This is a genomic window from Methanocrinis sp. (genome assembly GCF_049974945.1).
Lineage (GTDB): Archaea > Halobacteriota > Methanosarcinia > Methanotrichales > Methanotrichaceae > Methanocrinis.
This window is the reverse complement of record NZ_JBNGCU010000006.1, coordinates 1-23,030: the sequence shown is the minus strand read 5'-3', so window position 1 is coordinate 23,030 and position 23,030 is coordinate 1. Positions and strand designations below refer to the sequence as shown.

Genomic DNA, 23,030 nt, shown 5'->3' with positions numbered 1-23,030 from the left:
GATCCACCTTCAAGCCTTCCCCGTCGGAGCCATCTTCGGGGAAGGGGGCTTTAGGTAGGAGGCGTCGCACCGAGAGACGAAGACGTCGCAGACATCGGCCGGGTCGCCGTCCATGAAGATCGCGCCATTGTCGATCAAAACCGCCCTGTGGGATATCTCCCTGACGAAGTCGACGTGATGGCTGACCAGGAGGATGGTGGTCTCAAACTCGGCGTTGATCCGCTTTACGGCGTTCGCTACGCCCCGGAGAGTTATGGGGTCGATGTCTCCGAAGGGCTCGTCGAGGATGAGGATCTTGGGGTTTGACGCCATGATAAGGGCGAGAGAGACCCTCACCTTCTCGCCGCCGCTGAGCTGGTGGGGGTACTTATCGAGGACCGAGAGGTCCAGGTCCAGAACTCCGAAGACGGGCTCTGCATACTTTTTCGCCTCCGTCGCTGGAAACCGCGGGAAGAGCTCACCGAAGACCTCGGTGCTGAGGTCGAGCTTCTCCAAGACCCCCTTCGCGTCCTCCTCGGTCATGTCGGTGAGGGTGTAGATCACGTCCAGGACCTTCTCGCTTATGCCGAGGTCGGCAGCCATCTCCCTCGCGTACTCGATGACGTCCTGTCCCTTTACCCCGAGCTTGTAGCCGATCTGCTCCAGGATAGTCTCGCCGGGAGCCAGGGCGAACTCCTGGTACATTATCCCGATGTTCCTCCTCACCTCCATCCTCTTCCTCGAGTACTCCACCATATCGACCCATGAGTCTCCGAGCTTGTAGAGGACGGAGCCCTCGTCGGGCCGGGTCAGACCCTGGATGATCTTGAGGAGGGTGGTCTTTCCAGCGCCGCTCGATCCTATGAGGGAGGTGATCTCGCCCTCTCTTATATCCAGGTTCAGGTCCTCGATCCTGAGAACCTCGCCGGTGCCGACGAGGTAGTTTCTCTTGCTGAGGCCCACCACCCTGATGGCAGGAGGGGCGTCGGGTCTCGGCACCAGGGGGTCGGCCTCGCCGAGGAGGGACAGGAACCTATCCAGGACCACCCCGGGATCCCCCTCATCCCGGATCTCGCCCCCGTCCAGCCAGATCATTCTATCAGCCAGGTACCTGTGGACCTCGGGGAGGTGGGATACGACGACGGTGGTGATCCCAAGCTCTCTGTTGACGTTTCTGATGGCGTCGAGGACCTCCTGCTTCGTCGCCGGGCAGGCCATGGTGGCCGGCTCGTCCAGGAGGAGAAGCTTCGGCTTTTTGGCGAGCTGTCTTGCGATCAAGAGCCTCTGCTTCTCGCCGCCGCTCAGTATCGTGGCCAGCTGCTTCGCCTTCTTATCCAGCCCCACCAGCTTCAGGTACTCCATCGCCTCCGCCATCACCTCCTCGTACTCGAGGTCGTACTTGGTCGGGATCGTCTCGTAACCGGTCTTGCGAGAATAGACCCGCTTTGCCACGTTGTTCAGGGCCGACTCGGTCCAGAGGCCGAAGTCCCTCTGGAGGTGGATGGCGGTGACCGCCCTCTGCCTCTTCACAGTCTCAGGCCCCGAGTCGGGCGCGATCTCGAGGCCGTCGATCTCGATCTTCCCGGTGTCGAAGCTCTCGACGCCGCGCAGGATCTTCATGAGAGTACTCTTGCCGCTTCCGCTCTTTCCCACAATTCCCAGGATTTCGCCCTCTTCGGCGGTGAAGCTCACGCCCTTCAGGGCCTCAACCCCGCGACCTTTGATATGGTAGACCTTGGATAAGTTTTCAATCTGGAGCAATATTTGGACCTCCTCTATCGTTTAACCTTGGCGAATCTCGAATCTCGCATTCTCGAATCTGGCATATCGTTCTTGGTGAAAGTTCATCTCATGCGGCCTTCAGCCGTTACCGGCCGATCCTGCCGTCTCAACGGATCTTCGTTCCTGGAGGGACCGGCTTCTCCGGGGCCAGAAGCACGGCCGAGTCTCCCACGTCTGCTGCCAGAAGCATCCCCTGGGACTCGACGCCGAAGAGCTTGGCAGGCTCGAGGTTGGCGAGGACGACGATCTTTCGGCCCACCAGCTCTTCGGGGCTGTGGGTCATGGCTATCCCCGCCACGATCTGCCTCTCCTCCGACCCCGCATCGACGATCAGGCGGAGGAGCTTATCGGACCCCTTTATCCTCTCCGCCGCCTTGACCTCCCCGATCCTTATGTCGAGGCTCTTGAAATCTTCAAACTTTATGAAGTTCATCTTCTCTTCACCCTTCTTCTCGTCCTTCTTCGCTTCAATGGCGGCTATCCTCTCCCTGAAGACCTCGTCTAGGCCCGAGACGACCGCCTCGTCCATCTTCTCGAAGATGTGCTCGGGGACTCCGAGCTCTCTTCCCGCCTCCAGGGGGACGAGGGCGTCGTCGAATAGCGCCTCTGCCGCAGTCCCCTCCAGCCCCAGCTGTCTCCAGGCCGACTCCATCTTCGCCGGCATCACCGGCTGGAATACGATCGCGAGGGCTTTTGCGATCTGGAGGCAGTTTCTCAAGACCGCCCCGCACCGTTCCCGGTCGGATTTGGCGAGCTTCCAGGGCTCGCTCGCCTGGAAGTAGGTGTTCCCGTAGTCTGCGAGGGACATGGCGCCGTCGGCGAGCTTCTTGAACTCGTACTCGGCGAGGGCCGCTTTCACCTCGGCGAGGACCTCCCCGATCTTCGCCATCACCTCCGGGTCCAGGTCGCCCTCGGGGACAGATCGATCGAAGTTCTTGGAGGTGAAGGTGACTGCCCGGTTGACGAAGTTGCCCATGGCCCCCACCAGCTCGCCGTTCACCTTCTCGGCGAAGATCGTCCAGGAGAAGTTCAGCTCCTTGGTATGAGATGTATAGGAGGCGAGGTAGTAGCGCAGAAGGTCTGGGTGGAGCCCCCTCTCCAGGTAGTCGTCGATCACCCAGACCACGTAGCCCCGGCTCTTGGAGAAGGTCTTGTTCTCGATCTTCAGCATCCCGCTGGCTACGACGGCGCTGGGGAGGGTGTAGCCGGCCCCCTTCAACATCGCGGGCCAGAAGATGCAGTGGTGGTAGACGATGTCGCCTCCGATGAAGTGTACGATCCGAGACGGTTGTCTCCAGTACCTCTCCCAGCTCTCTCCCTTCCATTTCGCCCACTCCTCGGTGAAGGATATGTAGCCGATGGGCGCGTCCACCCAGACGTAGACTACGAGATCCTCTTGCCCCGGAAACTTGACGCCCCATTCGAGGTTTCGAGTGATGCACCAGTCCTTCAGCTCCTGCTTGACCCATTCGAGGGCGTAGTTTCTGGCGTTCGCGGTCCCTCCCAGCCCCTCGAGATGCTCGATCAGGAAGTCGCTGAAGGCCGAGAGCCGAAAGAAGTAGTGCCTCTGGGTCCTGTACTCAGCCTCGCCTCCGCAGACCTTGCAGAGGGGCTCCTTGATCTCGCCGGGCTCCAGGTGGCGGCCGCAGCCCTGGTCGCACTCGTCGCCCCTGGCAGGAGAGCTGCAGTATGGACAGATCCCCTCTACGTACCGATCGGGGAGGAACCGGTCGCATGAGGGACAGTAGGCCAGCGGGATCTCCTGAGGGTAGACGTACCCCTCCTCCATCAGGGCGCTGACTATCGACCGCGTTCGGCGGTGGTTTGAGGGGTCGTCGGTATTTCCAAAATAGTCGAACTCCACCTCCATCCGCTTGAAGACGTCATCGAAGTGATCGTGGTATCGGGTCACCAGCTCCGTAGGGGTGGTTCCCCTCTCCTCGGCGTTGACGACGATGGGAGTTCCGTGAGAGTCGGATCCGCAGATGAATATGGGCTCTTCGCCCATCTTCTTGAGCCCCCTCACGTAGATATCGGCGGGGACGTAGGTCCTCAGATGGCCGATGTGACAGGGGCCGTTGGCGTAGGGCAGCCCACAGGTTACGATTATGGGAAGTTTGGATGAAGCCAAATCAGAACACCTGGCGAGGCTATGCCCAAACTTGCTGATATACGTTTCCCATCTCGAAAAATGGAGAGACTACCGAGCCCGGAGGCTTGCGACCAAGATCCCAGGATCTTCGGCAGAATTTCTCTTTGCGCTTCACCCTCCGATCGGGGTTCCCACCGGCCTGTCGACCACGAAGCATCTCAGCGAGGTGAAATCCGATCTAAGGCTGGCGAACCTTTATCGTCCACCCTCCGGGGAGGGGAACGAGGTTGGGGAGGACAGAAACGTTCTTCACGGTTGATGTCAGTATAGATTACTTGATAGGCGATACCGACGGGCCGGTGAGGGAGACGAGAGTGGGCCCCTTTTGTGGAGGATTGAGATGTCAATAATAGAAGATCACATAAGAGCTCTGAACGACGAGTCCCCCCGGGTCCGCCAGGTGGCAGCTTCCGCTCTCGGTAGGATGGCCGACCCTCGAGCAGTCGAGCCCCTCATCGAGGCCCTGGGGGACGAGGATGTGATGGTCCGCCAAGCGGCCGCCTCTGCTCTGGGCAGCATAGGCGATTCGAGGGCGATAGAGCCCCTAGCAGAAGCCCTCAAAGACGAGGACTGGGGCGTCAGATGGCAGGCCGCCCCCGCCCTGGGCAGCATAGGCGATTCGAGGGCGATAGAGCCTCTGACCGAGGCCCTCAAAGACGAGGAGGGGATGGTCCGACGCCAGGCCGCCTGGGCCCTGGGCCGGTTATCCGATTCCAGGACTACAGAGAAGCTGACTGATCTGGCCTCCAAGGACGAGGACCGGTGGGTCAGGGAGGCGGCTGCCGAGGCCCTGGGCAGGATCGGAGATCCCCGGGCGGTCGACCGTCTCATCAAAGCCCTGGAGGACGAGCATTACGGCGTCCGGTGGAGGGCGGCCCAGGCTCTGGGCAGGATAGGCGACCCGAGAGCGGTGGGGTCCCTCACCGACCGGGCCAGAGAGGACGAGAGCGAGGCGGTCCGGGAGGTGGCCGCCGAGGCTCTGGAGAGGCTGGGGGCGGGCTGAACCCCCAACCCCCCTCCCTTCCGTCTCCCCCATTCCGCCCTCGATCCCTCTAACGGCTGCGGATGCGGCCGACCGACAGAGGAGGTTTCAAGCGTTGTTTTACAAGCGCCGAGATGACGGATATAAACTGGCCCTGGAGGGGATACGCCAGAAGACCCTGGTCTACGGAAAAGAGGCTCTGCTCACCGAGTTCAGGCTATCGGAGGGAAGCCACCTTCCCAGACACAGCCACCCCCAGGAGCAGACCGGATATCTGGTCTCGGGCAGAATACTGCTCTTTATCGGAGACGAAGAGCTGGAGGCGGGGCCGGGCGACAGCTGGTGTATACCGGGCGACGTCGAACACGGTGCCCGGATCCTGGAGGACTCGGTCGCCGTGGAGATCTTCTCGCCCGTCCGGACCGACTACCTCCCCGAGACCGAATCGGGATGAGGACTGCCACTGTTTTGTTTTATTTTATTATGTTTTATTATATTTTACACTCATTCCGCATCGTCATCCAGAATCCCCGCCAGCGTACCTCTTCAGCCAGCGAATGGCGTCGTACCTCTCCCTTCTCTCCAGCTTCGCGCCCTCCACCGCCTCTTTCAGGGTGGTTATCGAGTGGTCGAAGGTACCGCGGTCGAGACGGTATAGGGGTGGCCATCTTTTCCGCCGTGGGCGATAGCTGTACTTAGCCGTATCTTTCCAGCAGGTTTCCTTCATAGCGAATCGAATTTTGCAGGCCATTTGAGGCCAAGGGTAGTGATTTCTGCGTCCGGGCCCAACTTATGAAAATTCTCGATAAAGACTTTCGGGATCCTGCGGCTCTTCTGCCCGTTCTGAAGGGGATTTAACGCCGCCGTTTATATATCTTTTTAAGGAGGGCGATAGCTCGGCTCAGACCGATTAGAACCAGCGCCTTTAGTAACTTCTTGCGCAGTGCCATCCAAAATCACCGTATGTTATCTAAGTCATCAACTGAGAAAAATGTACCGGTATCATAGCCTACTTGAAGGCCGACATCGATCATCGGCTGAAGAGTTACAAGGAGGATACGACGCTTTCGTTTGAGCTGGGACCGAAAGACAAACCTTATCTTATTGCGTATGATCATTACCATGAAGGAGGCCAACAGAAGATGACCGACATAAAAATTCTGATAGCGGCTTTTCTATGCTTATCCATAGGTGCCGTGTGTGATGAGGTTGGAGACGCAATGGATATCGAGAACTTTCCCCCAACTGCGGATATAGAGAGCCGACCAGGCGAGGAATCAGCAGAGGCCCGTTTTGAGGTTGGGATGGGGTCTGCGTGGACAGGGGGACTTTCTTGGGTAGAACGACGGCAGTCTGAAGAATTGTCCTCATTCCTCAGTGATGAGGCAGTCGGAGAGAAGACCATTCCAAACCAGATCTGCTTTGCAATCATGAATGACACAGCTGCCTATCCGGTTTTGATGGGACATAACTTATCCCTGGCGCTGAACTCTAATGGTCGGGTGATTGTACTGGCAGATGGATCTCCTATCGGATACCTGCAACCAATGGATGGATAGAAATCCACGATATTCTAGAGGGACCAGGGCTACATGCGGAAATTCTACGAAAGGTTCGTCGTTTGAATTCGGCCTGAAAAACTCGCTGGAGGAGGGGAGAGGGGCTTGGAGAAAAGAAATGAGAAAAGAAATGGCTAACTGGCCCCCAGCCTCTCCAGTGCTTCGGCAGCAGCCTCTCGGACCAGCGACTCTTTGCCACTCGATCCTACACGAGTCAGTGCATCGACTGCTCGTGAATCACCAATCCGACGGAGAGCAATAGCAGCATTACGGCGAACGTACTTGTGATCGTCTTTCAGAGCTTCGATAAGCGGCTCGACCCCTCTTATATCGACAATCCTGCTAAGAGCTTCGACGGCCCTCCATCAAGACCCCTTTAGTCTCATCCCTGAGCGCCACGATTAGAGGATTGACAGCCTTAGCATCGCCTGTACGACCGAGAGCATGGGCAGTCGTCGATCGACCCCTCCAGTCATCGTCGTTCAGAGCGTTGATGAGAGGATCGACCACCTTTGTATCGCCTATCTTACCGAGCGTATAAGCAGCCGCCTGATGGTCCTGCACGAGATAGCTCTTCAAAAATCGTATGAGATCATCGAGGGCAGAGATCACCAAGCACCACCCACAAAATCGGTTTTAATTTCATCTCCTCGCCGCCATCTTGGATAAATATACTAATTCAAGAAAAATATTTTGATGCAATCTACCTAAAGATGAACTCCATCAATCCCGGCGAAACCTTCGCCTCCTCGGAGTCCAACCCCTCGGCATGGAGCTCCTCTGTCCTCCGGAGGATCGCGCCGTCTTCAACGGTGTAATACCAAGAAAAGGTGTTTGGTGCGGGGGATGGGATTCGAACCCACGAACCTCTTCAGGACAGGGTCCTAAGCCCTGCGCCTTTGACCGCTTGGCAACCCCCGCTTTTCGAATATCATCTTAACGCTGCGAGACGGACGGCGACGGCCTCAGACCAGAAGCCACTCCAGCACCGCCTTGACCGAGTGGAGCCGGTTCTCGCTCTGGTCCAGGATCGCAGAGCTGGGCCCGTCCATCACCTCGTCTGTTATCTCCTGGCCCCGGTGGGCAGGAAGACAGTGCATCACGATGGCTTCGGGCTTCGCGTGGGCGAGGAGGTCGGAGTTGACCTGGTAGGGTCCGAAGGCCGCGAGCCTCTCGGCCGCCTCAGCCTCGTCGCCCATCGAGATCCAGGTATCGGTACTGACGACCTCGGCGCCACAGACCGCCTCTGCGGGATCGGCGACGACAGCGACGCCACCGCCAAGACTCTCAGCCAGATCTAGTATTTTACGGTTTGGCCCGTATCCGGGAGGGGATGCGACCCTCATCTCCATCCCCATCAGGGCTGAGGCGAGGATCGTCGAGTTGCAGACGTTGTTTCCATCCCCAACCCAGGCCACCTTCAGCCCTGAAAGTCGGCCGAACCTCTCCCTCATCGTCATCAGATCCGCCAGGATCTGGCAGGGGTGCTCGAGGTCGGAGAGGGCGTTTATCACCGGGACCGCCGAGTGGCGGCCTAGCTCCACGATCGTCGAGTGGCTACGTACCCGGGCCGCGATGCCGTGGACGAACCGGGAGAGGACCCGGGCAGTGTCGGGGATCGTCTCTCCCCGGCCGAGCTGGAGGTCTTTGCCGCTCAGGTAGAGGGCGTGCCCCCCCAGGTCGGTCATCGCCACCTCCAGGGAGACCCTCGTCCTGGTCGACGGCTTCTCGAAGATGGCGGCCAGGCTCTTTCCCGCCAGAACCGAACGGAAGGCGGGATCGCCCCTTCTCTCCTTCAGCTCGTCGGCCCTGTCTAAAACCTCCAGGATCCCCTCTGCTGAGAGGTCGGCTATCGATATCAGATTCATCTCGGCACCTCCTCGCCCGAGTTTCAGGACGATCCGATCCTCTCTGTGATCTCCTCGAGGGTGGTGACCTCCTCATCGGAGGCCGAGATCCGGGCCACAAACCTCTTCAGCTTCAGGATCCCGTCCTCGCCCACCTCACCGGATAGGAGCTGGGCGGACCAGGGGCTCGCGGGCATGAAGGCGATCCCAGGATGGGGCTCCTCGCTGACCTTCGCCACCACCACCACCTCCCCAGAGCCGGTCTCCGCATGGAGCCTACGGCCAGCCTCAACCCCCAGCTCCTTCGCGTCGCCCCCGTCCAGCTCGACGACGGCGCTCTCCTCTCGGTACCGATCTCCGTGGATCCCCAGTGCCTCCTCCACCTCCTGAAAGATCCCCCTGTAGGTGACCACCGCCACCTCCTTCTCCTCAGACGCCATCTAGACCGCCTCCAGTATCCTCTTCCCCACCTCTGAATCGGCGGGCAGCTCCGAATCGACCAGGGAGTCGAACTCGACCTTCATCCCGTCAGTCCGGAGGGCCGCCCCTCTGGCCTCAAGCCCGGCCATCGCCATCGGTATCGTCACCCTAGCGAGGTCAGAGGTGACGGTCCTGTGGGCCCCCACTGCCACCACCGGTATCTGCGCAAGCCTCTTTGCGAGCGACGCGGGAAGGGCGGCCGCGGGGTCAGAACCCATCACCATGACGGCGTCGCAGGAGTCCAGAAGCCTCGCGATCCCGAACTCGGGACCGTGGTCGACCCCATCCTTGAAGGAGACGGAGTTGACGTGGCCGGTCTCGTCGAAGAGGGTCTGGTTGAACCCCCTCGTGTTGTACTCACCGAGGCTCGGCACGACGCTGAACCGGGTGATCTCGTTCAGCCTCCCCACCAGGGAGAGGAACCAGTCCAGATCCCCTCCCGTCGAGTGGGCGAGCCCCATACCGGTGAAGATCGCCCCGAACTTCGCCTTTCGCAGCTTAGTCGCCAGGTTCAGCACCCTCTTCTTATCCTCGACCTTGGGGATCTTGCCTCCGAGGGCCGCCATCAGAGCCTCGGCGAAGCCCGGGTCCCCTCCGGGCGGGACCTTGAAGAAGCCGTCGGCGGCGATCTGAGCCGTCGGCGACTTCCTGACGTCGACGACGATCGCCTCCCGGTCCTCCTCGTACCCCCTCTGCCTCTTCTCGCCCCGGGGAAAGTAGGAGAACCGCGAGAGGTGGCGGGGATGGCTGCTGGAGGGATCGTCCCCCCAGAAGATGGATACATCGGCGAAGTTTCTTATGTCGTCGAAGGTGCAGGTCGGAACCTCTCCTTTTAGGATCTTCTCGGTTATGATACCCTGAGAGTAAGATGAGGGGTCGTCGATGGCGGAACCGAGCTTCTTTGCGAGCTCGACCCCCACCCTCTGAGCCTCCAGGGTAGAGTTTCCCCATCCGAAGATGAGGGGGGCTTTCGCCCCCGCCAGGATCTCGGCGGCCGCCGATATGCAGTCGTCGATCTTCGCCGCGGTCCCGTCGACGGCAGAAGAGAGCCTGTCGACACCGAGGGAGTCGTAATGGGCCCGCCCCTTCCTGCAGAGGTTCAGGGTCTTCTTGACCTCCCCCCCATCAAAATCGACCTCTATATCGTCACAGAGCAGAGAACAGCCTGTACAGAACGCCATTGACACCACCTAGATGAACTCGATCGCTTTGCTCGGACAGGTCACGATACAGGCGTTGCAGAGGACCTTCTCGTCTCCAAACCGCCTGCACTCGTCCACGTTGATGCACTTTACTACGCCGTCTTCCACCATCAAGATCGCTCTGCCGCTGACCGGCCCCCTGCCGATAGCCGTTCCCTTTGGGTCGTTGGCGACGTTCACGGGACAGGCTACAACGCAGTTTCCGCACCCATAACACTTCTCGGTGTGGATCACCATCCCCGTCTCGGAGGAATCGGCGCTCAGAAGCGGCTCGAGAAGCTCCCTCAGATCTGTGAGCTTCTTCTCGTACTTCGGCTCCTCCACCAGCGGCGTGCAGTCCTCGATCGCCTTCCTCTTCCCCAGAAGCTCGACGGCGAAGGCCATGCAGGTGGGAAGGCCGCACTTCTTGCAGTTTGTCTTGGGCAGAAGCTGATAAACTTCCATGACGCTGACCATTGTCTGGCACCTCGATGAGCAGGATCTAGCAGCAGTATGATCCTCAACCGTATTAAGAATGTTGGCGCAGAGGCCGCGCCCACCTTTGCGTAAACCTTTTCTCGCTCCCGAGCGAAGAGTCGTCGATGCCCTTCAGCACCCCCCTCGCCCTCCTGGGTCTCTTGAGCGCCATCCCCCTGATCCTACTCTACATGATCCGTCCTCGGCCCAAAGACCTCCTCTTTCCGTCGACCGCCTTCGTAAGGGAGGGGGAGGCTAAGCCCACCGCCGCCCTCAACCGGCTGATCACAGACCCCCTCTTCTGGATCCAGCTCCTGGTGATCGTCTTTCTCGTCCTCGCCGCCGCCGGCCCCTTCACAGAGGCGAGGGGGACCCAGGGAGAGCACCTGGTCGTCGTCGTCGACCTCTCCGCCAGCATGGAGGCGAGCTTCGAAGAGGCGGAGGAGATCGTCCTCCGATACGCCTCCGGTCAGGATCGGACGAGCATGGTCATCGCAGAGAATATCCCCATCGTCGCCCTCAGAGAGGGGAACGGCGAGCAAGTCAGGACGACCATCGATTCACTCTCCCCGAGGGCGGTCTCCGCAGACCTCTCGGCCGGGATGATGATGGCAAAGAGCCTCCTGGGGGCCGAGGGCGGCTCGATCCTCGTCGTCTCCGACTTTGTGAGCTGGACCGGCGACGACCCCCAGGTCACGAGGAGGCTGATCGAGGGGGAGGGTACGGGGGTCGTCTTCGTCGACTCCGGCGGCGAGGGCGAGAACTTGGGGATCGTCGGCGGCTGGATCGTCGACTCCGGCGCTGCCCTCAACTACACCTGTCTCATCAGAAACTACGGCCCTGAAAGGACGGTCCCCATCAGGATCGAGGGGCCCGGCGGCACCACCAGCCGGAGCGTGACCATCGAATCCGGGGGCGACCACTACCTCACCTTCGACGCCTTTCCCGGCATCAGCTCTGTGACCCTGGATCTCGAGGACGCCATCTCCTCCGACGATAGAGCCTTCGTATACGCCCCGGAGCTGGGGGCGAAGAGGATCCTCTACCTCGGCGATGAGGGGCCGGTCCTCGCGGCCCTGAGATCGATCCCCAATCTCAAGGTTGAGAGGCGCGGCGATTACGCCGGTTTCGACGTCGTGGTCGTAGAGAACGGGACGGTCGACGGCGAGCTGAACCGGTACGTCTACGACGGCGGCAAGATCGTATACGTCGCCTCGAACGGTTCGGCCAGCCCCGAGTATCTCCCGGTCAGAATATCGGGCGTCGCCAACGACTCCGCCCCCCTATGGACGAGAAACCCGGTCTTCGCCGAGGATCTCCACCTCGACGAGGTGGAGCTGTACAGCCATCTTTTGGCCACGGCCCGCCCCGGCTCTGTTACTATCGCCGAGGCGAACGCCGTCCCGGTCATATCATACTGGAGGCTCGGGGGCGGCACCGCCGTCTACATGGGCCTCTCCTCTGATAGGTCCGACTTCTATCAGAGGCCCGAGTACCCAGTATTCTGGTACGAGATGATCGGCTGGCTGACGAGCATCCCCGACGCCTCCGAATCGAATCGCAGGACCGGCGAGATCGTGAGGCTCGGGGAGACTATCCAGGTGAACGCTCCGGGCGGGAGGATCGAGACCGACGTCCTCCTCCTCGATCGAGTCGGAGTCTATAGGTTCCAGGGCAGAACCCTCGCTGCCAACATGTACGACCCCGTCGAGTCAAACCTCGCAAAAGGGGAGACCCTCAACCTGGGAACCTTCGCCGGCGGCAGGACCTCCGAGAAGGTGATCGAGAGAGACCTCTCCCCATGGCTCGTCCTCGTCGCCGCAGCTCTGATCGTCCTTGAGCTTCTGATAATCCGAAGGAGGCGGGAGGCTTGATGGAGGGCCTCTACTTCTCCGAGCCCCGCCTCCTCTTGCTCGTCCCCCTGATCCTGATCGGAGGGATAGCTAGCCTGAGGTGGAAGAGAAACAGGCTACTGGTCTTGAGCAGGACGGCCATATTCTGCCTTCTGGTCGTCGCCCTCGCAAACCCCTACGTCACCGTGACCGAGACGACCCAGACCAGACGCCCCCTCATTACCGTCGTCTCGGACCTCACCGCCTCGACGGAGATCTTCGACCGGGAGGCCGCCGAGAGGGTCCAGGCGGAGATCCCCAACTCCCAGATCAGAACCTTCTCCGGGACGGCGAGCCCCCTCGGCGACAAGATCCTCCAGTACGCCCAGCAGGGCGGAGCCCTCCTTCTGGTCACCGACGGCTACAGCAACGCGGGCCGGGACCTGAAAGAGGCCCTCTCCCTGGCGAGGTCTGCGAACTCGACGGTCTTCGCCCTGGAGATGGAGCCGGTGAGAGACGACTGCAGCGTCGAGATCTCGGGGACGAACACGGCCGTCCTCGGGGGAGACTACCCCTTCACCGTCATCGTGAGAAGCGCGCGCGCCGGGTTTGAGGGCCTTCTCACCGTCAGGGCCGACGGATCGGTCATCTATCAGGACAAGGTCTCGGGGGAGGGGAGGTCGACCTCCATCAAGATGTCCCACCGGTTCTCGTCGACGGGAACCCACCTCCTGGAGGCGACGACGAGCTTCCCCCAGGACGTCCGGAGGGAGAACGACCGGTACACTAAGGCGGTCTACGTCGTCCCCAAGCCCGAGATCCTCCTGGTCGCCGACGGAGAGTCCCCCCTCTCGGAGGTCTTATCCGAGCAGTACAGGCTCACCACCACAGCCACCTTCAGGCAGGAACAGCTCGGTCCCGGAGGCAAGAGGTACAAGGCCGTGGTCCTGGACGACCAGAGTTACTATCCCGAACTTTCCGGCCTGAAGGATTACGTCAGAAACGGCGGCGGCCTGGTGGTGGTGGGGGGGGAGGACGCCTACGACTTCGGAGACTACAGGAACACGAGCCTGGAGGAGGTACTGCCGGTGAAGTCGGTCCCCAGCATCTTCGAGGGGGGGAAGACGACAGTGATCATCATGGACATCTCCGGAAGCACCCGGAGGGAGATGTCGATCGGAGGCTCCACCTTCCTCGACTACGAGAAGGCCCTGGCCATAGAGTTCCTCAGGTCGCCCGAGTTCAGGGACGACCGGGTCGCCCTGGTCGTCTTCGGGACTGAGGCCTTCGTCGTATTCACCCCCACGCCCATCGTCGGAAAAGAGATCATGATCTCCGATCGGATATCGAGCCTCTCCCCCCAGCCCGGGGCCCAGGAGGAGACCCAGCTGGACACGGGCCTGGCCCTGGCCAGGAACATCCTCAACTCCAGCGGCGGCGAGGGGGAGGTGATCATAATCTCCGACGGCAGGGTGAAGGAGTACCCCGAGGTCTTCGAGGAGTCGGTGAGGATGATCAGAGAGATGGATGCGACGGTCCACCTGGTGGAGGTGAAGTCCTTCGAGGACGCACCGGGAGGGTTCAGAGATCTGGCCGCTCGAAGCGGGGCCGAGTACCATCCCGCCGTCTACCCGAGCTCCGTCGCCATCAGGGCCGAAGAGAGGCCAGAAGAGCTGGAGCTGCCCGAAGAGGAGGAGATCCCGGCCGGAGGCTACGCCCTTATGATCCTGAATCCGAAACACTACATAACCTCTGAGCTGAACCTATCCGCCAACGCCACCGGGTTCAACGACGTCACCCCTAAGTCGGGGGGGCAGAGACTGGTGGTGATGCTCGACGGAAAGCCGATCCTCACGGTCTGGAGGTACGGTCTGGGTAGGGTCTGCGCCTTCACCTCCGACGACGGGTCGGCCTGGGCCCCGGAGGTCTACTCCGCCAAGAACTCGATCCTCGTATCCAGGACTGTGAACTGGGCGGTCGGCGACCCGAGGCCCGAGTCCGGGAGGATCGACGCCGAGGACGGCTGGCTGGGGACCCCCCTCGAGATCGCCATAACGAGCGGAAGCCCCCCCAAGATCGGGCCTGGGCAGGTGGAGAAGGTGGGCGAGAACCGGTACGTGGCGGTCGTCACACCCGAGAAGCGGGGGATATACACGGTCGGAGATCGCGGGATAGCCGTGAACTACCCCCTCGAGTTCAGGTTCGTCGGGTTCAACCCCGACCTCCCCAGGTTGATCATGTCGAACGGCGGGATGGTCTTCTCTGAGCCGGAGGTGGCGAGAGATCTCGTCGAGGAGGCGAGAGAGAGAAGTGTGATCACGATTCAGAAGAGGGTCAGCAGACGGTGGATCCTCCTTTTTACGGCTCTCGCCGTATTCCTCTCAGAGGTGATCGCGAGGAGGCTTAGGGAGGTGAAGAGGTGAACCTGCCCGTTCTTTTTAAGGATGGGCTTTAAAAGCAGCTCCGGGGCCACCAATATCTATTTACCTTATTGATATCAAGGCTGCTAGGAGACTGACTCATTTGCAGGACCGAACGTGATGGCGAGGAATGAGTTCATATATTCTGTGGAGGTAACTACCAGAAGATGAGTTCCGAGATGTGCCCAGTATGTGGCCTTCCCAAAGACCTTTGCATATGCCAAGAGGTAGCCAAGGAGCAGCAGAGGATCACGGTGAAGATCAACAGACGAAGATACGGAAAAGAGGTTACAGTGATTCAGGGAATAGATCCTCACGAGATAGATCTCAACGAACTAGCTACATATCTCAAATCGGAGCTTGCCTGCGGTGGGACCGTCAAGGGCTACGGCGTTATCGAGCTGCAAGGCAATCATACCGGGCGTATAAAGAAGATCTTGGTCAAGAAAGGCTTCGGGGAAAATCAGATCCAGATATAAGTTCCTGAATAAACTCACTCATCCTTCCCGACCTCATCTAGGCCATCTTTGGACGCCTTGAGCTCTGCGGGAAGGGAGGCCTGCTGGGCGCCGTGCGCCTCGCATACAAGCATTTTTCGAAGATGAGATTAAAAATAGAGGGTGGCCTCACTGCTGGAGCTTGGCCGCGCTGACCTTTTTGATCGGCTGGCCTATGTCGAGGCCGGAATCCTCGCTCAGGACGATGGCGAAGATCCACTCGCTAAGCTCAGGACAATGTTCGGGTACGCACTCGTTTATGCAGCCCGCGCAGGGCTCGAATATATCTCCGACGAGAAGTGATCTGAACCGACCAGAGGACGACTCGGCCCCAACGTACCGCAGCCGATAAGTTCTCACCCCATCGACCGACTCTGGCTCCCTGGTGATGAGATCCTCCTTCAAGAGCTTCGATACTATGCGAGAACATTTGCGAGAATCGATATCCAAACATTTCCACAGGTCGCTCTGCAGAACTCCGTCCTCATGCGACTTAATGTACTCCAGCGCTTCCTCATACATCTGGACACCCGGACACTCACTCAACCGGAGTTATGAGGATGATGTTATTCCCACGGAGTATCACCGAACCCAGGGATCGCGCTCTCTCACCATCTACGATCTCCACCGTCTCCAGCAGATGGAGGTTCAGATAGTCGTCCACGCTGTTGAGGGCTCCCTCCAGAACGTGACGTTCTGACCCCTTCATCTCCACCTTGATCTTGGACCCGATCAACGTTTGAACTTTCTTAGTTGGAAACACAAGTTTTGCCTCTTGCTCGTTTATTGTCGGCATTCAACCGTCGGCAAAGTGCCGCCTTTTCAGCAGATTGAGCAGAACCATATTAATGCTGCGGGCGTAAAATGGAGGCGATCGAAAGTGCGCGCACTATACCGCCACAACTTCCTTTATGCCGTCGACGTTATTCTTCAGCTCTCGTTCTACGAAATTCTTGAGAGTCATCTGAGAAAAGGGACAGCCTGCACAGCTTCCGGTCAGCTTCACGCTGACCACCCCATCGTCGGTTATATCGACGAGCTCGATGTCCCCACCCTCCATCCTCAGAGCGTTCCTGATGACCCCAAGCACCGGTTCCACTTCTCCTCTCAAATCTGGCATGGATGCTTAATCTCCTCGGACCTTCATAACCGTAACCTTTTGCCCCATTATCGTGTACCTTATTCCTTTTAAAGCTTGTTCCAGCCCCTTGACTATCGGCTCGCAATCCCCGTCTATCACCGTATTGACCAGAACTCCGGGCTCTGCGTGATGTCTGACCGCCTCAATGGTCATCTCCGGGTCCTCCTTCAGCCGGAAGTTCTTCCATTCCTTTGGAGACATCCCCTTGTACTCATAGAGATAAAATCCCGTTATCCCCAGTTCAGTGAGTGTGTTTATCACGCGGCCCAGATGCTCGAGATCGACAAATATCTTGACCATTGTCTTCATAAAATCCCGTCATAATATCTCCACATGAGACTTTAAATAACTTCTCCCATCTAGAGATCTTCAGGTTCCAGATACGCTTTTATCCGGTCAGAGGGGTTAATTGACCGATCGATATGGGCTCTGGTAAGGACATACGAGAAGTGCTTCAGAAGGCAGGAATATCCATCGACGACGTGGTCAGTTCAGCCCTGGAGCTTTACGTGCCGCATCCCGGCGTTGAGACGAGGAATAAGGCCGAAGAGGTCTTTCGAAGGGAGCTCGACCTCGCCCTCTCCGACCCCAACCTCTGCCTTCTGATATACGCGGGGGTCCTCCTGGAGGAGGAGGGGAAGGGTGGAAACCTCCCAAACATGAAGAGCTCCGATTACGAGAGAGACTTGACATACCTCATAGCTGACGAGGTGATCGGGATGAGCATAGCCAAGTACGTCGGGGGGTACAAGGGCTCCTTCGATTACGTCAGATACGATAAGGCCAAACCAGGAATCCTGGGAGAGCTCGGACCTTTCATGGACGACGTCATTGCAGGGTTGATCGGCGGAGTCTCCGCGAACATGTACACCAGGGCGGTGTTCGACTGAAGGATCTCCTCCTCGCCCTCAGGTCTGGCTTCGGCTTTCTCTCCACCATACCCGTCGGGATATCGATGGAGGGGATCGATGCCCTGATGAAGCAGATCTACCTCTTCCCCCTGGTGGGCGGAGCTCTGGGCCTGATCTATGCCGCGGCAGCCCTGGTCCTGACGGAGGTCGCGCCTCCGGGGGTCGCGGCAGCCCTCGTCATCGCGGTGATCTACAAGCTCTGCGGTATAAACCACGCCGACGGCCTCGCCGACTTCGGAGACGGCGTTACGGCCCACACCACCGTGGAGAAGAAGATCAGCGCCATGAAGGATGTCTACATAGGTACCGGTGGTGTCGTCTTCGTGGTGGTGACGATCCTCGCAGTATACACCTCCATCTCGGCGATTCCCGGCGAGGCCCTTCCCGTCGCCCTCATCGTGGCGGAGGTGGCGGCCAAGCAGTCGATGATAGCCTTCGCCGCCTTCTCCGTCCCCCTCCACAAGGGCTTCGGCTCGATCGCCATCGAGAACGCCGATCGCTCCGACTTTCTCATCGGCCTAGCCATAGCAGCCATCATCTGCGGGGCTTTCGCCGGTCTCTTCGGCGTCGCGGTCCTCCTCGTCGCCCAGATATCGGCCCTCTACATGACGGTCGTATCCAAAAGAAACTTCGGCGGCGCCACCGGCGACGGCTTCGGGGCCACCAACGAGGTGGCAAGATGCGTCGCCCTCGCCTTTGCAGCGATATTGATGACCAACGGATTTGGATGGGAGGTTCCCCTCTGGACGCCTTGGTGATGGCGGGTGGCCTTGGTACAAGGCTGCAGAGGGGGGAGAAGCCGATGGTCCGGCTTCTAGGAAGACCCCTCATCGACTGGGTGGTCTCGGCCCTTCGGGATAGCTCCGTCGATGGGGTCTTGGTGGCGACGACCGCGAGCGTCCCCGAGACGATGGAATGGGCTGAGGGAGAGGGGCTTTCTGTGGTGGAGACGCCAGGGGAGGGGTACGTTCCCGACATGATCTTCGCCGTCGAGGAGACGGAGATCACAGAGCCGGTCCTGATCGTCATGGCCGACCTCCCCCTTCTGAGGGGGGAGATCGTAGACGAGATCATCGAGGTTTACGAGAGGGTGCACCAGCCCGCCCTCTCGGTCCATACGCCCCTGGAGTTGTCCCGGCGGATCGGGGGGAAGCCCGACGCCCTCTTCAACTACCATGGTCGGTTCATAGTCCCCTCCGGGGTGAACGTCCTTTTGGGCTCGAAGATAAGGTTCGAGCAGGAGGACTACCACCTGATCCTGGACAGGGTGGAACTCGCGGTGAACGTGAACTCGCCAAGAGACCTCGCGATCTGCGAAGCGCTCCTTCGGGGAGAGCTGAATATTCGATCCTGAAGATCCAAGTTTTTGAGGTGAAGAGATGGATTACGTCGCGATAGATAACGAAAAGTACTCGGTGGAGGACCTGGAGACCCTCACCGGAGAGCCGAAGCCAGAAGCTCCCAAAGGATACGTCCTCCTTCTGGCAAGGGTTCTGAGAGATCCGCTGAGCCTTCCACTACGGCTGAAGGAGATCTGCTCCCTGAAGCTGAACGACGAGGAGAGGAGAGACCTCCGGATGGCGCTGATAAGGGTCCAGATAGAGAGCGAGCTGAAGATGAACGAGGACATCCAGAGGTACCAGCAGAGAAGGTATGTATCCCAGGTGATCGAGATACTCCTATTCAAAGACCTGCTTCTCGCATCAGGTGAGCCCGAAGAGATCGAATGAAAAGCTGACCGAAAAGACCCGAGAAAAAGTCTGGTCTAAACGAATAGGGACAAAATATTCGGATAAAATAGAGGGAAAAGGTGTGCCCCTCCGGGGACACCCTTCATCGCTTTTACTTCTTTGGTGGCCACTGCTTTTCCATCCAGCCGGGGATCCGGCCGGAGTCCTCGGGGCCCACCAGGGCCTTGACCTTAAACTGGTAGAGATCTTCCAGCTCGCCGCTGAACTTGGCGGCCATTCCTGGAAGGATGAAAGACTTGTGGCTGGTCTTCTCGAAGTCCACTCCGGCCTCGGCGAAGGCATCCTTGATCTTGCTGGGCGTGATCTGGCCGCCAGCGACGGAGGCCTGAACGCCGATGCCGTCGGTGTTCACCGCCAGGAGGTAGGAGTCGATGTTGTTGGACGCGAGGTCAGACTCCACCGTGTAGTAGGTCAGGGCGAAGTTGGTGGTGAGGAAGATCGGCGAGTCCTCGGTCGGGTTGCCCACCTTGTTGAGGCCTGGCTTGACCTGGACGGGGGTCCTGGGGTCGGTGTAGATGTTGAACCTCAGGTGCATGTCGGGCATGACGCTGTGAGGCTCCATCGAGTGCCGGATCATGATGTCCGCACCGCGGATGACGAAGGTGGCGGCAAGGATGCTCTCCCAGTAGGCGCCTCGAACAGGGTCGTCGGAGGTCATCCAGGCGTTGATGGGCAGAGCCATGACCGGATAGTTGAAGTCCTTCTGTCCCTCCTCGGTGGCGGCCCTCCGCAGCTTTATGAAGTTCTGGAGAGATTCCTGTAGCTTCTCGCCGTTGGGCGCAGTGCCGGGGTCCAAGACCAGGTCCTTGAGTCCCATCTCACTGAAGGTTATGGCCATGCCCTTGAGGCCGTCGAGATCGAAGGGGACGGAGAGGGTCACGGGAACCTTGTAGTCGTAGGCGAGCTGGGCGACCTCCTTCCAGTTGTCCTTGGTGGCGGCATAAATGAGGGGCCTGGTCTCCGCGGATACCTCGAGGCCTGCTTTCAGGACCTTGGGGTCGAAGGAGCAGAGGATCAGGGGCTTCTTGGTATTCGCCATCACCGTCTTGACGCATTTCGCGAACTTGTCGGGATCGCCGGTGACGGACCTCACGGCCACCATCTCGACCCCTTCCCAGTTGCCGATGTAGAACTTCCGCCAGGTATCGATAAGCTTGACCCTCTCGACGAGATCTGCTTCGGCCATGGAGTCGGCGACGTCGTAGGCGAATGGTGGCTTGTTGAAGAAGGTCATCTGATGGCGGTACATCACGTCCTCGCCTCCGACCTTCTGTTGCTGGTCGCCAACACCGACATAGACCAGGGCGACCTCGGGTGCGATGACCTCCTTGAGAGAAGCCAGCTTCTTCGCGTACTTCTTCTGATTCTTCTCTTCGAAGAGGGGCTTGCACTCCTCTATAGTTCTCTCTCTTGCGATCAGACCTGCTGCAAAGGCCATGCAGGTCTGCTCACCGCACTCGCCGCAGTTGGTCTGAGGCAGGAACTTGTAAAGGTTAAGCGGGCTAGATTCCTTCAAGGCTATCACACCTCCATTGAGATCCAGTTGGTGGTGTCAGGAGTCTCCGCCTTTACCAGGCCCATCAGAGACTGAGTGATCTCCTGCAGGTAGGCGACGGCTATCGGGTTCATCATCATGAAGATGTCGACGCCGGCCATGGCCAGCGAGAACCCGGTGAGAATCTCCCAGATGGGACCTCTGAGCATTCTGTCTCCCCACGGGGAGTCATCCTTGTTGGGCGAGTTGACCATCCAGGCCTCTCGAACGCCCCAGGCGTTGGTGGTACCCGAGGACATGGGGAAGCTCAGCTCCAGGTCTCCCTTCAGGCCGCCGAGCCTGATCCTCTCCATGTTGGAGTAGGCGAAGTCCATACCATAGGCGAGGGCCGCAGTTGTCGGGTCCATGACGATGGAGTCTCTGGGGACGCCGGCTACCTTCATCAGCTTTCTGTCAAGCTCCTTCTGAGCGTTGATCTCGAGCTGAGTCCAGGCGAGACATACGTTGTTGTTCTCGGTGCAGGACTTGCCGATCGCTTCCCAGTCCAGGTTCAGGCTGGCGCTGGCGATGAGGGCGCGCTCGCCCTGGGCCACCTCGCTGGCCTTGGTCAGAACCTCTACGTCCTTCTCGGGGTTGCCGCTGCCGCCGATGACGATCGGAACGTCAACCGCCTGGAGGACGTCCTCTACGACCTTCACTGCTTCCTTGGCAGAGGTGTCCTTGATCAGGGGGTCGGTGCTGATCAGGTGAGTCGTCACCAGATCTGCGCCGAACTCCTTGACCGCCTTCTTGGCCCAGTCGGCGGGGTCGTTCATGACGTCTTCGTAGTGCATCTTGACGGCCTTGGCCATGCCGATGGGCATGTCGAAGACGTCGATGGTGACGACGGGCCTGTTTGGCATCGCAGCATCGAAGAAGAAGGGCATCGCCTTCTCGCCGCCGATCTTGATCACGTGACCTCTCGATCCGCCGTCGGCCTTGGTGGCCCCGAGCTGGACCTCCTCAATCTGGGTCTTCCAGGTCTTGTCGGTGCCCACCTCGAACTTGGCGCTCTTGAGAGCGGTGGGTATCTCGAAGGCCGGAACTGCTGCTTTCGGTGCGCCCTTGGCCAGCTCTTCGGGGGCGGGCGATATGGCCTGAGCCACCGCCACCGGCTGAAGCAGGCTCTCCACAGGATAGCCGAAGGCCTTGGCCATGTTGACCAGCTGGACCGCCACCTTTGCGACCTCTTCGCCGAAGTAGTAGGCGAAGAGAGGTCCGACGCCGCCAGCACCAGCGTCGATCTCCAGTTCTATATCTCCCTCGATGGTGACGCCCTCGAGGGACTTCACGTCCATTTCCGCCAGTTTCTTATTTAAGTCGGATATGTTCATTTTCTCTCCCATGTTCATCTCCCCTCATAGACCGATCTCTTTGATTATCTGCTCCTCCACTTCCACTACGGCAGGAGAGTCGTCTGGCAGGCCGACCAGAGGGTCGCCGACCAGATCGAGCCGAGCTACATTCTCGTCGTAGGGAATCATGCCGATAACCTTCAAGCCCAGACCGCCTGCAACCTTGAGGATCTGATCTTTGGACAGATCGTGAACCTTATTCGCTATGACGTAGAGGTTGCCGTACTTCAGATCCAGCTCGTCGGCGAGCTGTCTGATCGTCTCTGCGGTCTTGAGCCCCCGGCGAGATTCGTCGGTGACCACAATGAGCGAGTCCACTTCAGAGATGGTCTTGCGGCTCAGATGTTCAAGTCCTGCCGGCGAGTCCACGAGGACAAGGTCATAGTCGTCTATGGTCTCGTCCATGATCCCTTTAAGCAAAGAGTTGAGATAACAGTAACATCCGGACCCTTCCGACCGGCCCATCACCAAAAGATCGTATCCGTCCTTCTCCAGAAGCGCCTCGAAGATCTTCGCCGCGAAAAACTGCTTCTTGTCGTAATCGGGCGGCATCGAGATTCGAGAATCCTGAATCTCCTCTCTTATGTCTCCTACGGTCATCTCCACCTCATCCCCCAACGCGTCTGCAAGGTTCGCGTCAGGATCGGCGTCTATGGCCAGGATGGTGGTCTTTTTGTCTCTCTTCAACAGAGACCTGATGATAATCGCGGTGACCGCGGTCTTGCCGGTGCCGCCCTTTCCAGTTATCGCTATAACTTTCCCCACGGTTCCGGCCTTCTACTTGCCTTTTGCGCTCTTCGGCTTGATGACGACTTCCTTGATGGAGATGTTGGCCCCTCTAAGCTCCAGGACCATGCCGCCGGATCCACCAGCAGGCGCCGCAAAGGCGGGAGCTGCTCCTCCCACGGGTGCTGCCGCCGCGGCGGGTGCTGCTGCTTCAGGCTCCTTCTTCTTCAGCTTAAGTGATAACTTCTTGCCAGCCATAATAATCTCTCCCTCTAGATCTCTCCTTCAATCCTCTTCGATGACCAACCGTCACGCCAGAGGCGTGACGATCGGGACAAATCCTCTCACTTAAGATATAGGAGGGAAAAGGTGGACGCTCTACTTAGCGAGCGTCACCTTCTCGATGGAGACCTTCGCGTCCTTG

At 59.3% G+C, this 23,030-nt stretch carries 27 protein-coding genes and 1 tRNA gene; 10 read left to right on the top strand and 18 right to left on the bottom strand.

What is annotated here, in order from left to right; translation table 11 throughout:
• Positions 1–9 precede the first annotated feature (9 nt).
• Together ACP5EL_RS01425 and metG are read right to left on the bottom strand one after the other, a co-directional pair.
• Complete coding sequence (locus tag ACP5EL_RS01425; RefSeq protein ID WP_428400656.1) at positions 10–1,740, bottom strand: ATP-binding cassette domain-containing protein; 1,731 nt, start codon at positions 1,738–1,740, stop codon at positions 10–12.
• Between the two features lie 127 nt (positions 1,741–1,867).
• A complete protein-coding gene (gene metG, locus ACP5EL_RS01420; RefSeq protein ID WP_428400655.1) occupies positions 1,868–3,892 on the bottom strand; it encodes a methionine--tRNA ligase in 2,025 nt (674 codons plus the stop codon).
• A 361-nt stretch (positions 3,893–4,253) separates the two neighbouring features.
• Between metG and ACP5EL_RS01415 the strand changes: the two genes are divergently transcribed.
• Complete coding sequence (locus ACP5EL_RS01415; RefSeq protein ID WP_428400654.1) at positions 4,254–4,916, top strand: HEAT repeat domain-containing protein; 663 nt, start codon at positions 4,254–4,256, stop codon at positions 4,914–4,916.
• Positions 4,917–5,010: 94 nt separating this feature from the next.
• Entirely contained in the window at positions 5,011–5,349 is a 339-nt protein-coding gene (locus ACP5EL_RS01410) for a cupin domain-containing protein (RefSeq protein ID WP_428400653.1), read from the top strand.
• A 63-nt stretch (positions 5,350–5,412) separates the two neighbouring features.
• Here ACP5EL_RS01410 and ACP5EL_RS01405 read toward each other — a convergent pair whose 3' ends face one another.
• On the bottom strand, positions 5,413–5,622 hold the full coding sequence (locus ACP5EL_RS01405; protein WP_428400652.1) for a hypothetical protein: 210 nt from the start codon (positions 5,620–5,622) through the stop codon (positions 5,413–5,415).
• A gap of 286 nt (positions 5,623–5,908) precedes the next feature.
• Here ACP5EL_RS01405 and ACP5EL_RS01400 point away from each other — a divergent pair, with 286 nt between their 5' ends.
• The gene (locus ACP5EL_RS01400; RefSeq protein ID WP_428400651.1) at positions 5,909–6,454 is read left to right on the top strand and encodes a hypothetical protein; all 546 of its coding nucleotides are present in this window, start codon (positions 5,909–5,911) and stop codon (positions 6,452–6,454) included.
• A 134-nt stretch (positions 6,455–6,588) separates the two neighbouring features.
• Here ACP5EL_RS01400 and ACP5EL_RS01395 read toward each other — a convergent pair whose 3' ends face one another.
• The 7 genes from ACP5EL_RS01395 to ACP5EL_RS01365 all read right to left on the bottom strand — a co-directional run bounded on the left by ACP5EL_RS01395 (position 6,589) and on the right by ACP5EL_RS01365 (position 10,439).
• Complete coding sequence (locus ACP5EL_RS01395) at positions 6,589–6,792, bottom strand: HEAT repeat domain-containing protein (protein ID WP_428400675.1); 204 nt, start codon at positions 6,790–6,792, stop codon at positions 6,589–6,591.
• A gap of 4 nt (positions 6,793–6,796) precedes the next feature.
• Positions 6,797–7,066, bottom strand: coding sequence for a HEAT repeat domain-containing protein (locus tag ACP5EL_RS01390; protein WP_428400650.1), 270 nt, complete (start codon positions 7,064–7,066; stop codon positions 6,797–6,799).
• A gap of 223 nt (positions 7,067–7,289) precedes the next feature.
• Positions 7,290–7,375, bottom strand: a tRNA-Leu gene (locus tag ACP5EL_RS01385).
• A gap of 44 nt (positions 7,376–7,419) precedes the next feature.
• A complete protein-coding gene (gene argF / locus ACP5EL_RS01380) occupies positions 7,420–8,322 on the bottom strand; it encodes an ornithine carbamoyltransferase (protein ID WP_428400649.1) in 903 nt (300 codons plus the stop codon).
• A gap of 23 nt (positions 8,323–8,345) precedes the next feature.
• Complete coding sequence (locus ACP5EL_RS01375) at positions 8,346–8,741, bottom strand: molybdopterin dinucleotide binding domain-containing protein (protein WP_428400648.1); 396 nt, start codon at positions 8,739–8,741, stop codon at positions 8,346–8,348.
• Positions 8,742–9,962 (bottom strand): formylmethanofuran dehydrogenase subunit B, encoded by a 1,221-nt coding sequence (locus ACP5EL_RS01370; RefSeq protein WP_428400647.1) that lies wholly within the window; start codon positions 9,960–9,962, stop codon positions 8,742–8,744.
• Between the two features lie 9 nt (positions 9,963–9,971).
• On the bottom strand, positions 9,972–10,439 hold the full coding sequence (locus tag ACP5EL_RS01365) for a (Fe-S)-binding protein (protein ID WP_428400646.1): 468 nt from the start codon (positions 10,437–10,439) through the stop codon (positions 9,972–9,974).
• 125 nt (positions 10,440–10,564) lie between these two features.
• Here ACP5EL_RS01365 and ACP5EL_RS01360 point away from each other — a divergent pair, with 125 nt between their 5' ends.
• The 3 genes from ACP5EL_RS01360 (at position 10,565) to yciH (ending at position 15,170) form a co-directional block, all read left to right on the top strand.
• On the top strand, positions 10,565–12,313 hold the full coding sequence (locus ACP5EL_RS01360; RefSeq protein WP_428400645.1) for a DUF7408 domain-containing protein: 1,749 nt from the start codon (positions 10,565–10,567) through the stop codon (positions 12,311–12,313).
• The gene (locus ACP5EL_RS01355) at positions 12,313–14,694 is read left to right on the top strand and encodes a glutamine amidotransferase (protein WP_428400674.1); all 2,382 of its coding nucleotides are present in this window, start codon (positions 12,313–12,315) and stop codon (positions 14,692–14,694) included. Before ACP5EL_RS01360 ends, ACP5EL_RS01355 begins: the two co-directional genes overlap by 1 nt.
• A 164-nt stretch (positions 14,695–14,858) precedes the next feature.
• Positions 14,859–15,170, top strand: coding sequence for a stress response translation initiation inhibitor YciH (gene yciH / locus ACP5EL_RS01350; protein ID WP_428400644.1), 312 nt, complete (start codon positions 14,859–14,861; stop codon positions 15,168–15,170).
• 147 nt (positions 15,171–15,317) lie between these two features.
• On the opposite strand, the gene ACP5EL_RS01345 is transcribed toward yciH, so the two are convergent.
• The 4 genes from ACP5EL_RS01345 to ACP5EL_RS01330 all read right to left on the bottom strand — a co-directional run bounded on the left by ACP5EL_RS01345 (position 15,318) and on the right by ACP5EL_RS01330 (position 16,638).
• A complete protein-coding gene (locus tag ACP5EL_RS01345; RefSeq protein WP_428400643.1) occupies positions 15,318–15,710 on the bottom strand; it encodes a helix-turn-helix transcriptional regulator in 393 nt (130 codons plus the stop codon).
• A 16-nt stretch (positions 15,711–15,726) separates the two neighbouring features.
• Positions 15,727–15,951, bottom strand: a complete 225-nt coding sequence (locus tag ACP5EL_RS01340) for an LSM domain-containing protein (RefSeq protein WP_428400642.1) — start codon at positions 15,949–15,951, stop codon at positions 15,727–15,729.
• Positions 15,952–16,077: 126 nt separating this feature from the next.
• Complete coding sequence (locus ACP5EL_RS01335) at positions 16,078–16,299, bottom strand: NifU family protein (protein WP_428400673.1); 222 nt, start codon at positions 16,297–16,299, stop codon at positions 16,078–16,080.
• A 15-nt stretch (positions 16,300–16,314) separates the two neighbouring features.
• On the bottom strand, positions 16,315–16,638 hold the full coding sequence (locus tag ACP5EL_RS01330) for an MJ1244 family protein (RefSeq protein WP_428400641.1): 324 nt from the start codon (positions 16,636–16,638) through the stop codon (positions 16,315–16,317).
• Between the two features lie 113 nt (positions 16,639–16,751).
• Between ACP5EL_RS01330 and cobZ the strand changes: the two genes are divergently transcribed.
• From cobZ to ACP5EL_RS01310, 4 genes are read left to right on the top strand one after another with little or no spacing between them, the layout of a single operon-like run.
• Entirely contained in the window at positions 16,752–17,219 is a 468-nt protein-coding gene (cobZ, locus tag ACP5EL_RS01325) for an alpha-ribazole phosphatase CobZ (RefSeq protein ID WP_428400640.1), read from the top strand.
• Positions 17,216–17,998: an adenosylcobinamide-GDP ribazoletransferase gene (gene cobS / locus ACP5EL_RS01320; protein WP_428400672.1), complete on the top strand. Its 783-nt coding sequence runs from the start codon at positions 17,216–17,218 to the stop codon at positions 17,996–17,998. The genes cobZ and cobS overlap by 4 nt, the downstream gene beginning before the upstream one ends.
• Positions 17,968–18,594, top strand: a complete 627-nt coding sequence (locus ACP5EL_RS01315; protein WP_428400639.1) for an NTP transferase domain-containing protein — start codon at positions 17,968–17,970, stop codon at positions 18,592–18,594. The genes cobS and ACP5EL_RS01315 overlap by 31 nt, the downstream gene beginning before the upstream one ends.
• Before the next feature lie 25 nt (positions 18,595–18,619).
• Positions 18,620–18,970: a hypothetical protein gene (locus ACP5EL_RS01310; RefSeq protein WP_428400638.1), complete on the top strand. Its 351-nt coding sequence runs from the start codon at positions 18,620–18,622 to the stop codon at positions 18,968–18,970.
• Between the two features lie 112 nt (positions 18,971–19,082).
• On the opposite strand, the gene acsC is transcribed toward ACP5EL_RS01310, so the two are convergent.
• Genes acsC through ACP5EL_RS01290 form a run of 4 tightly spaced genes read right to left on the bottom strand, consistent with a single transcriptional unit; the run spans position 19,083 to position 22,864 of the window.
• Positions 19,083–20,507, bottom strand: a complete 1,425-nt coding sequence (acsC, locus tag ACP5EL_RS01305) for an acetyl-CoA decarbonylase/synthase complex subunit gamma (protein ID WP_428400637.1) — start codon at positions 20,505–20,507, stop codon at positions 19,083–19,085.
• A gap of 5 nt (positions 20,508–20,512) precedes the next feature.
• A complete protein-coding gene (cdhD, locus tag ACP5EL_RS01300; protein WP_428400636.1) occupies positions 20,513–21,871 on the bottom strand; it encodes a CO dehydrogenase/acetyl-CoA synthase subunit delta in 1,359 nt (452 codons plus the stop codon).
• A 12-nt stretch (positions 21,872–21,883) separates the two neighbouring features.
• Positions 21,884–22,645, bottom strand: coding sequence for an AAA family ATPase (locus ACP5EL_RS01295; protein WP_428400635.1), 762 nt, complete (start codon positions 22,643–22,645; stop codon positions 21,884–21,886).
• A gap of 12 nt (positions 22,646–22,657) precedes the next feature.
• Complete coding sequence (locus tag ACP5EL_RS01290; RefSeq protein ID WP_428400634.1) at positions 22,658–22,864, bottom strand: hypothetical protein; 207 nt, start codon at positions 22,862–22,864, stop codon at positions 22,658–22,660.
• Between the last annotated feature and the right edge of the window lie 166 nt (positions 22,865–23,030).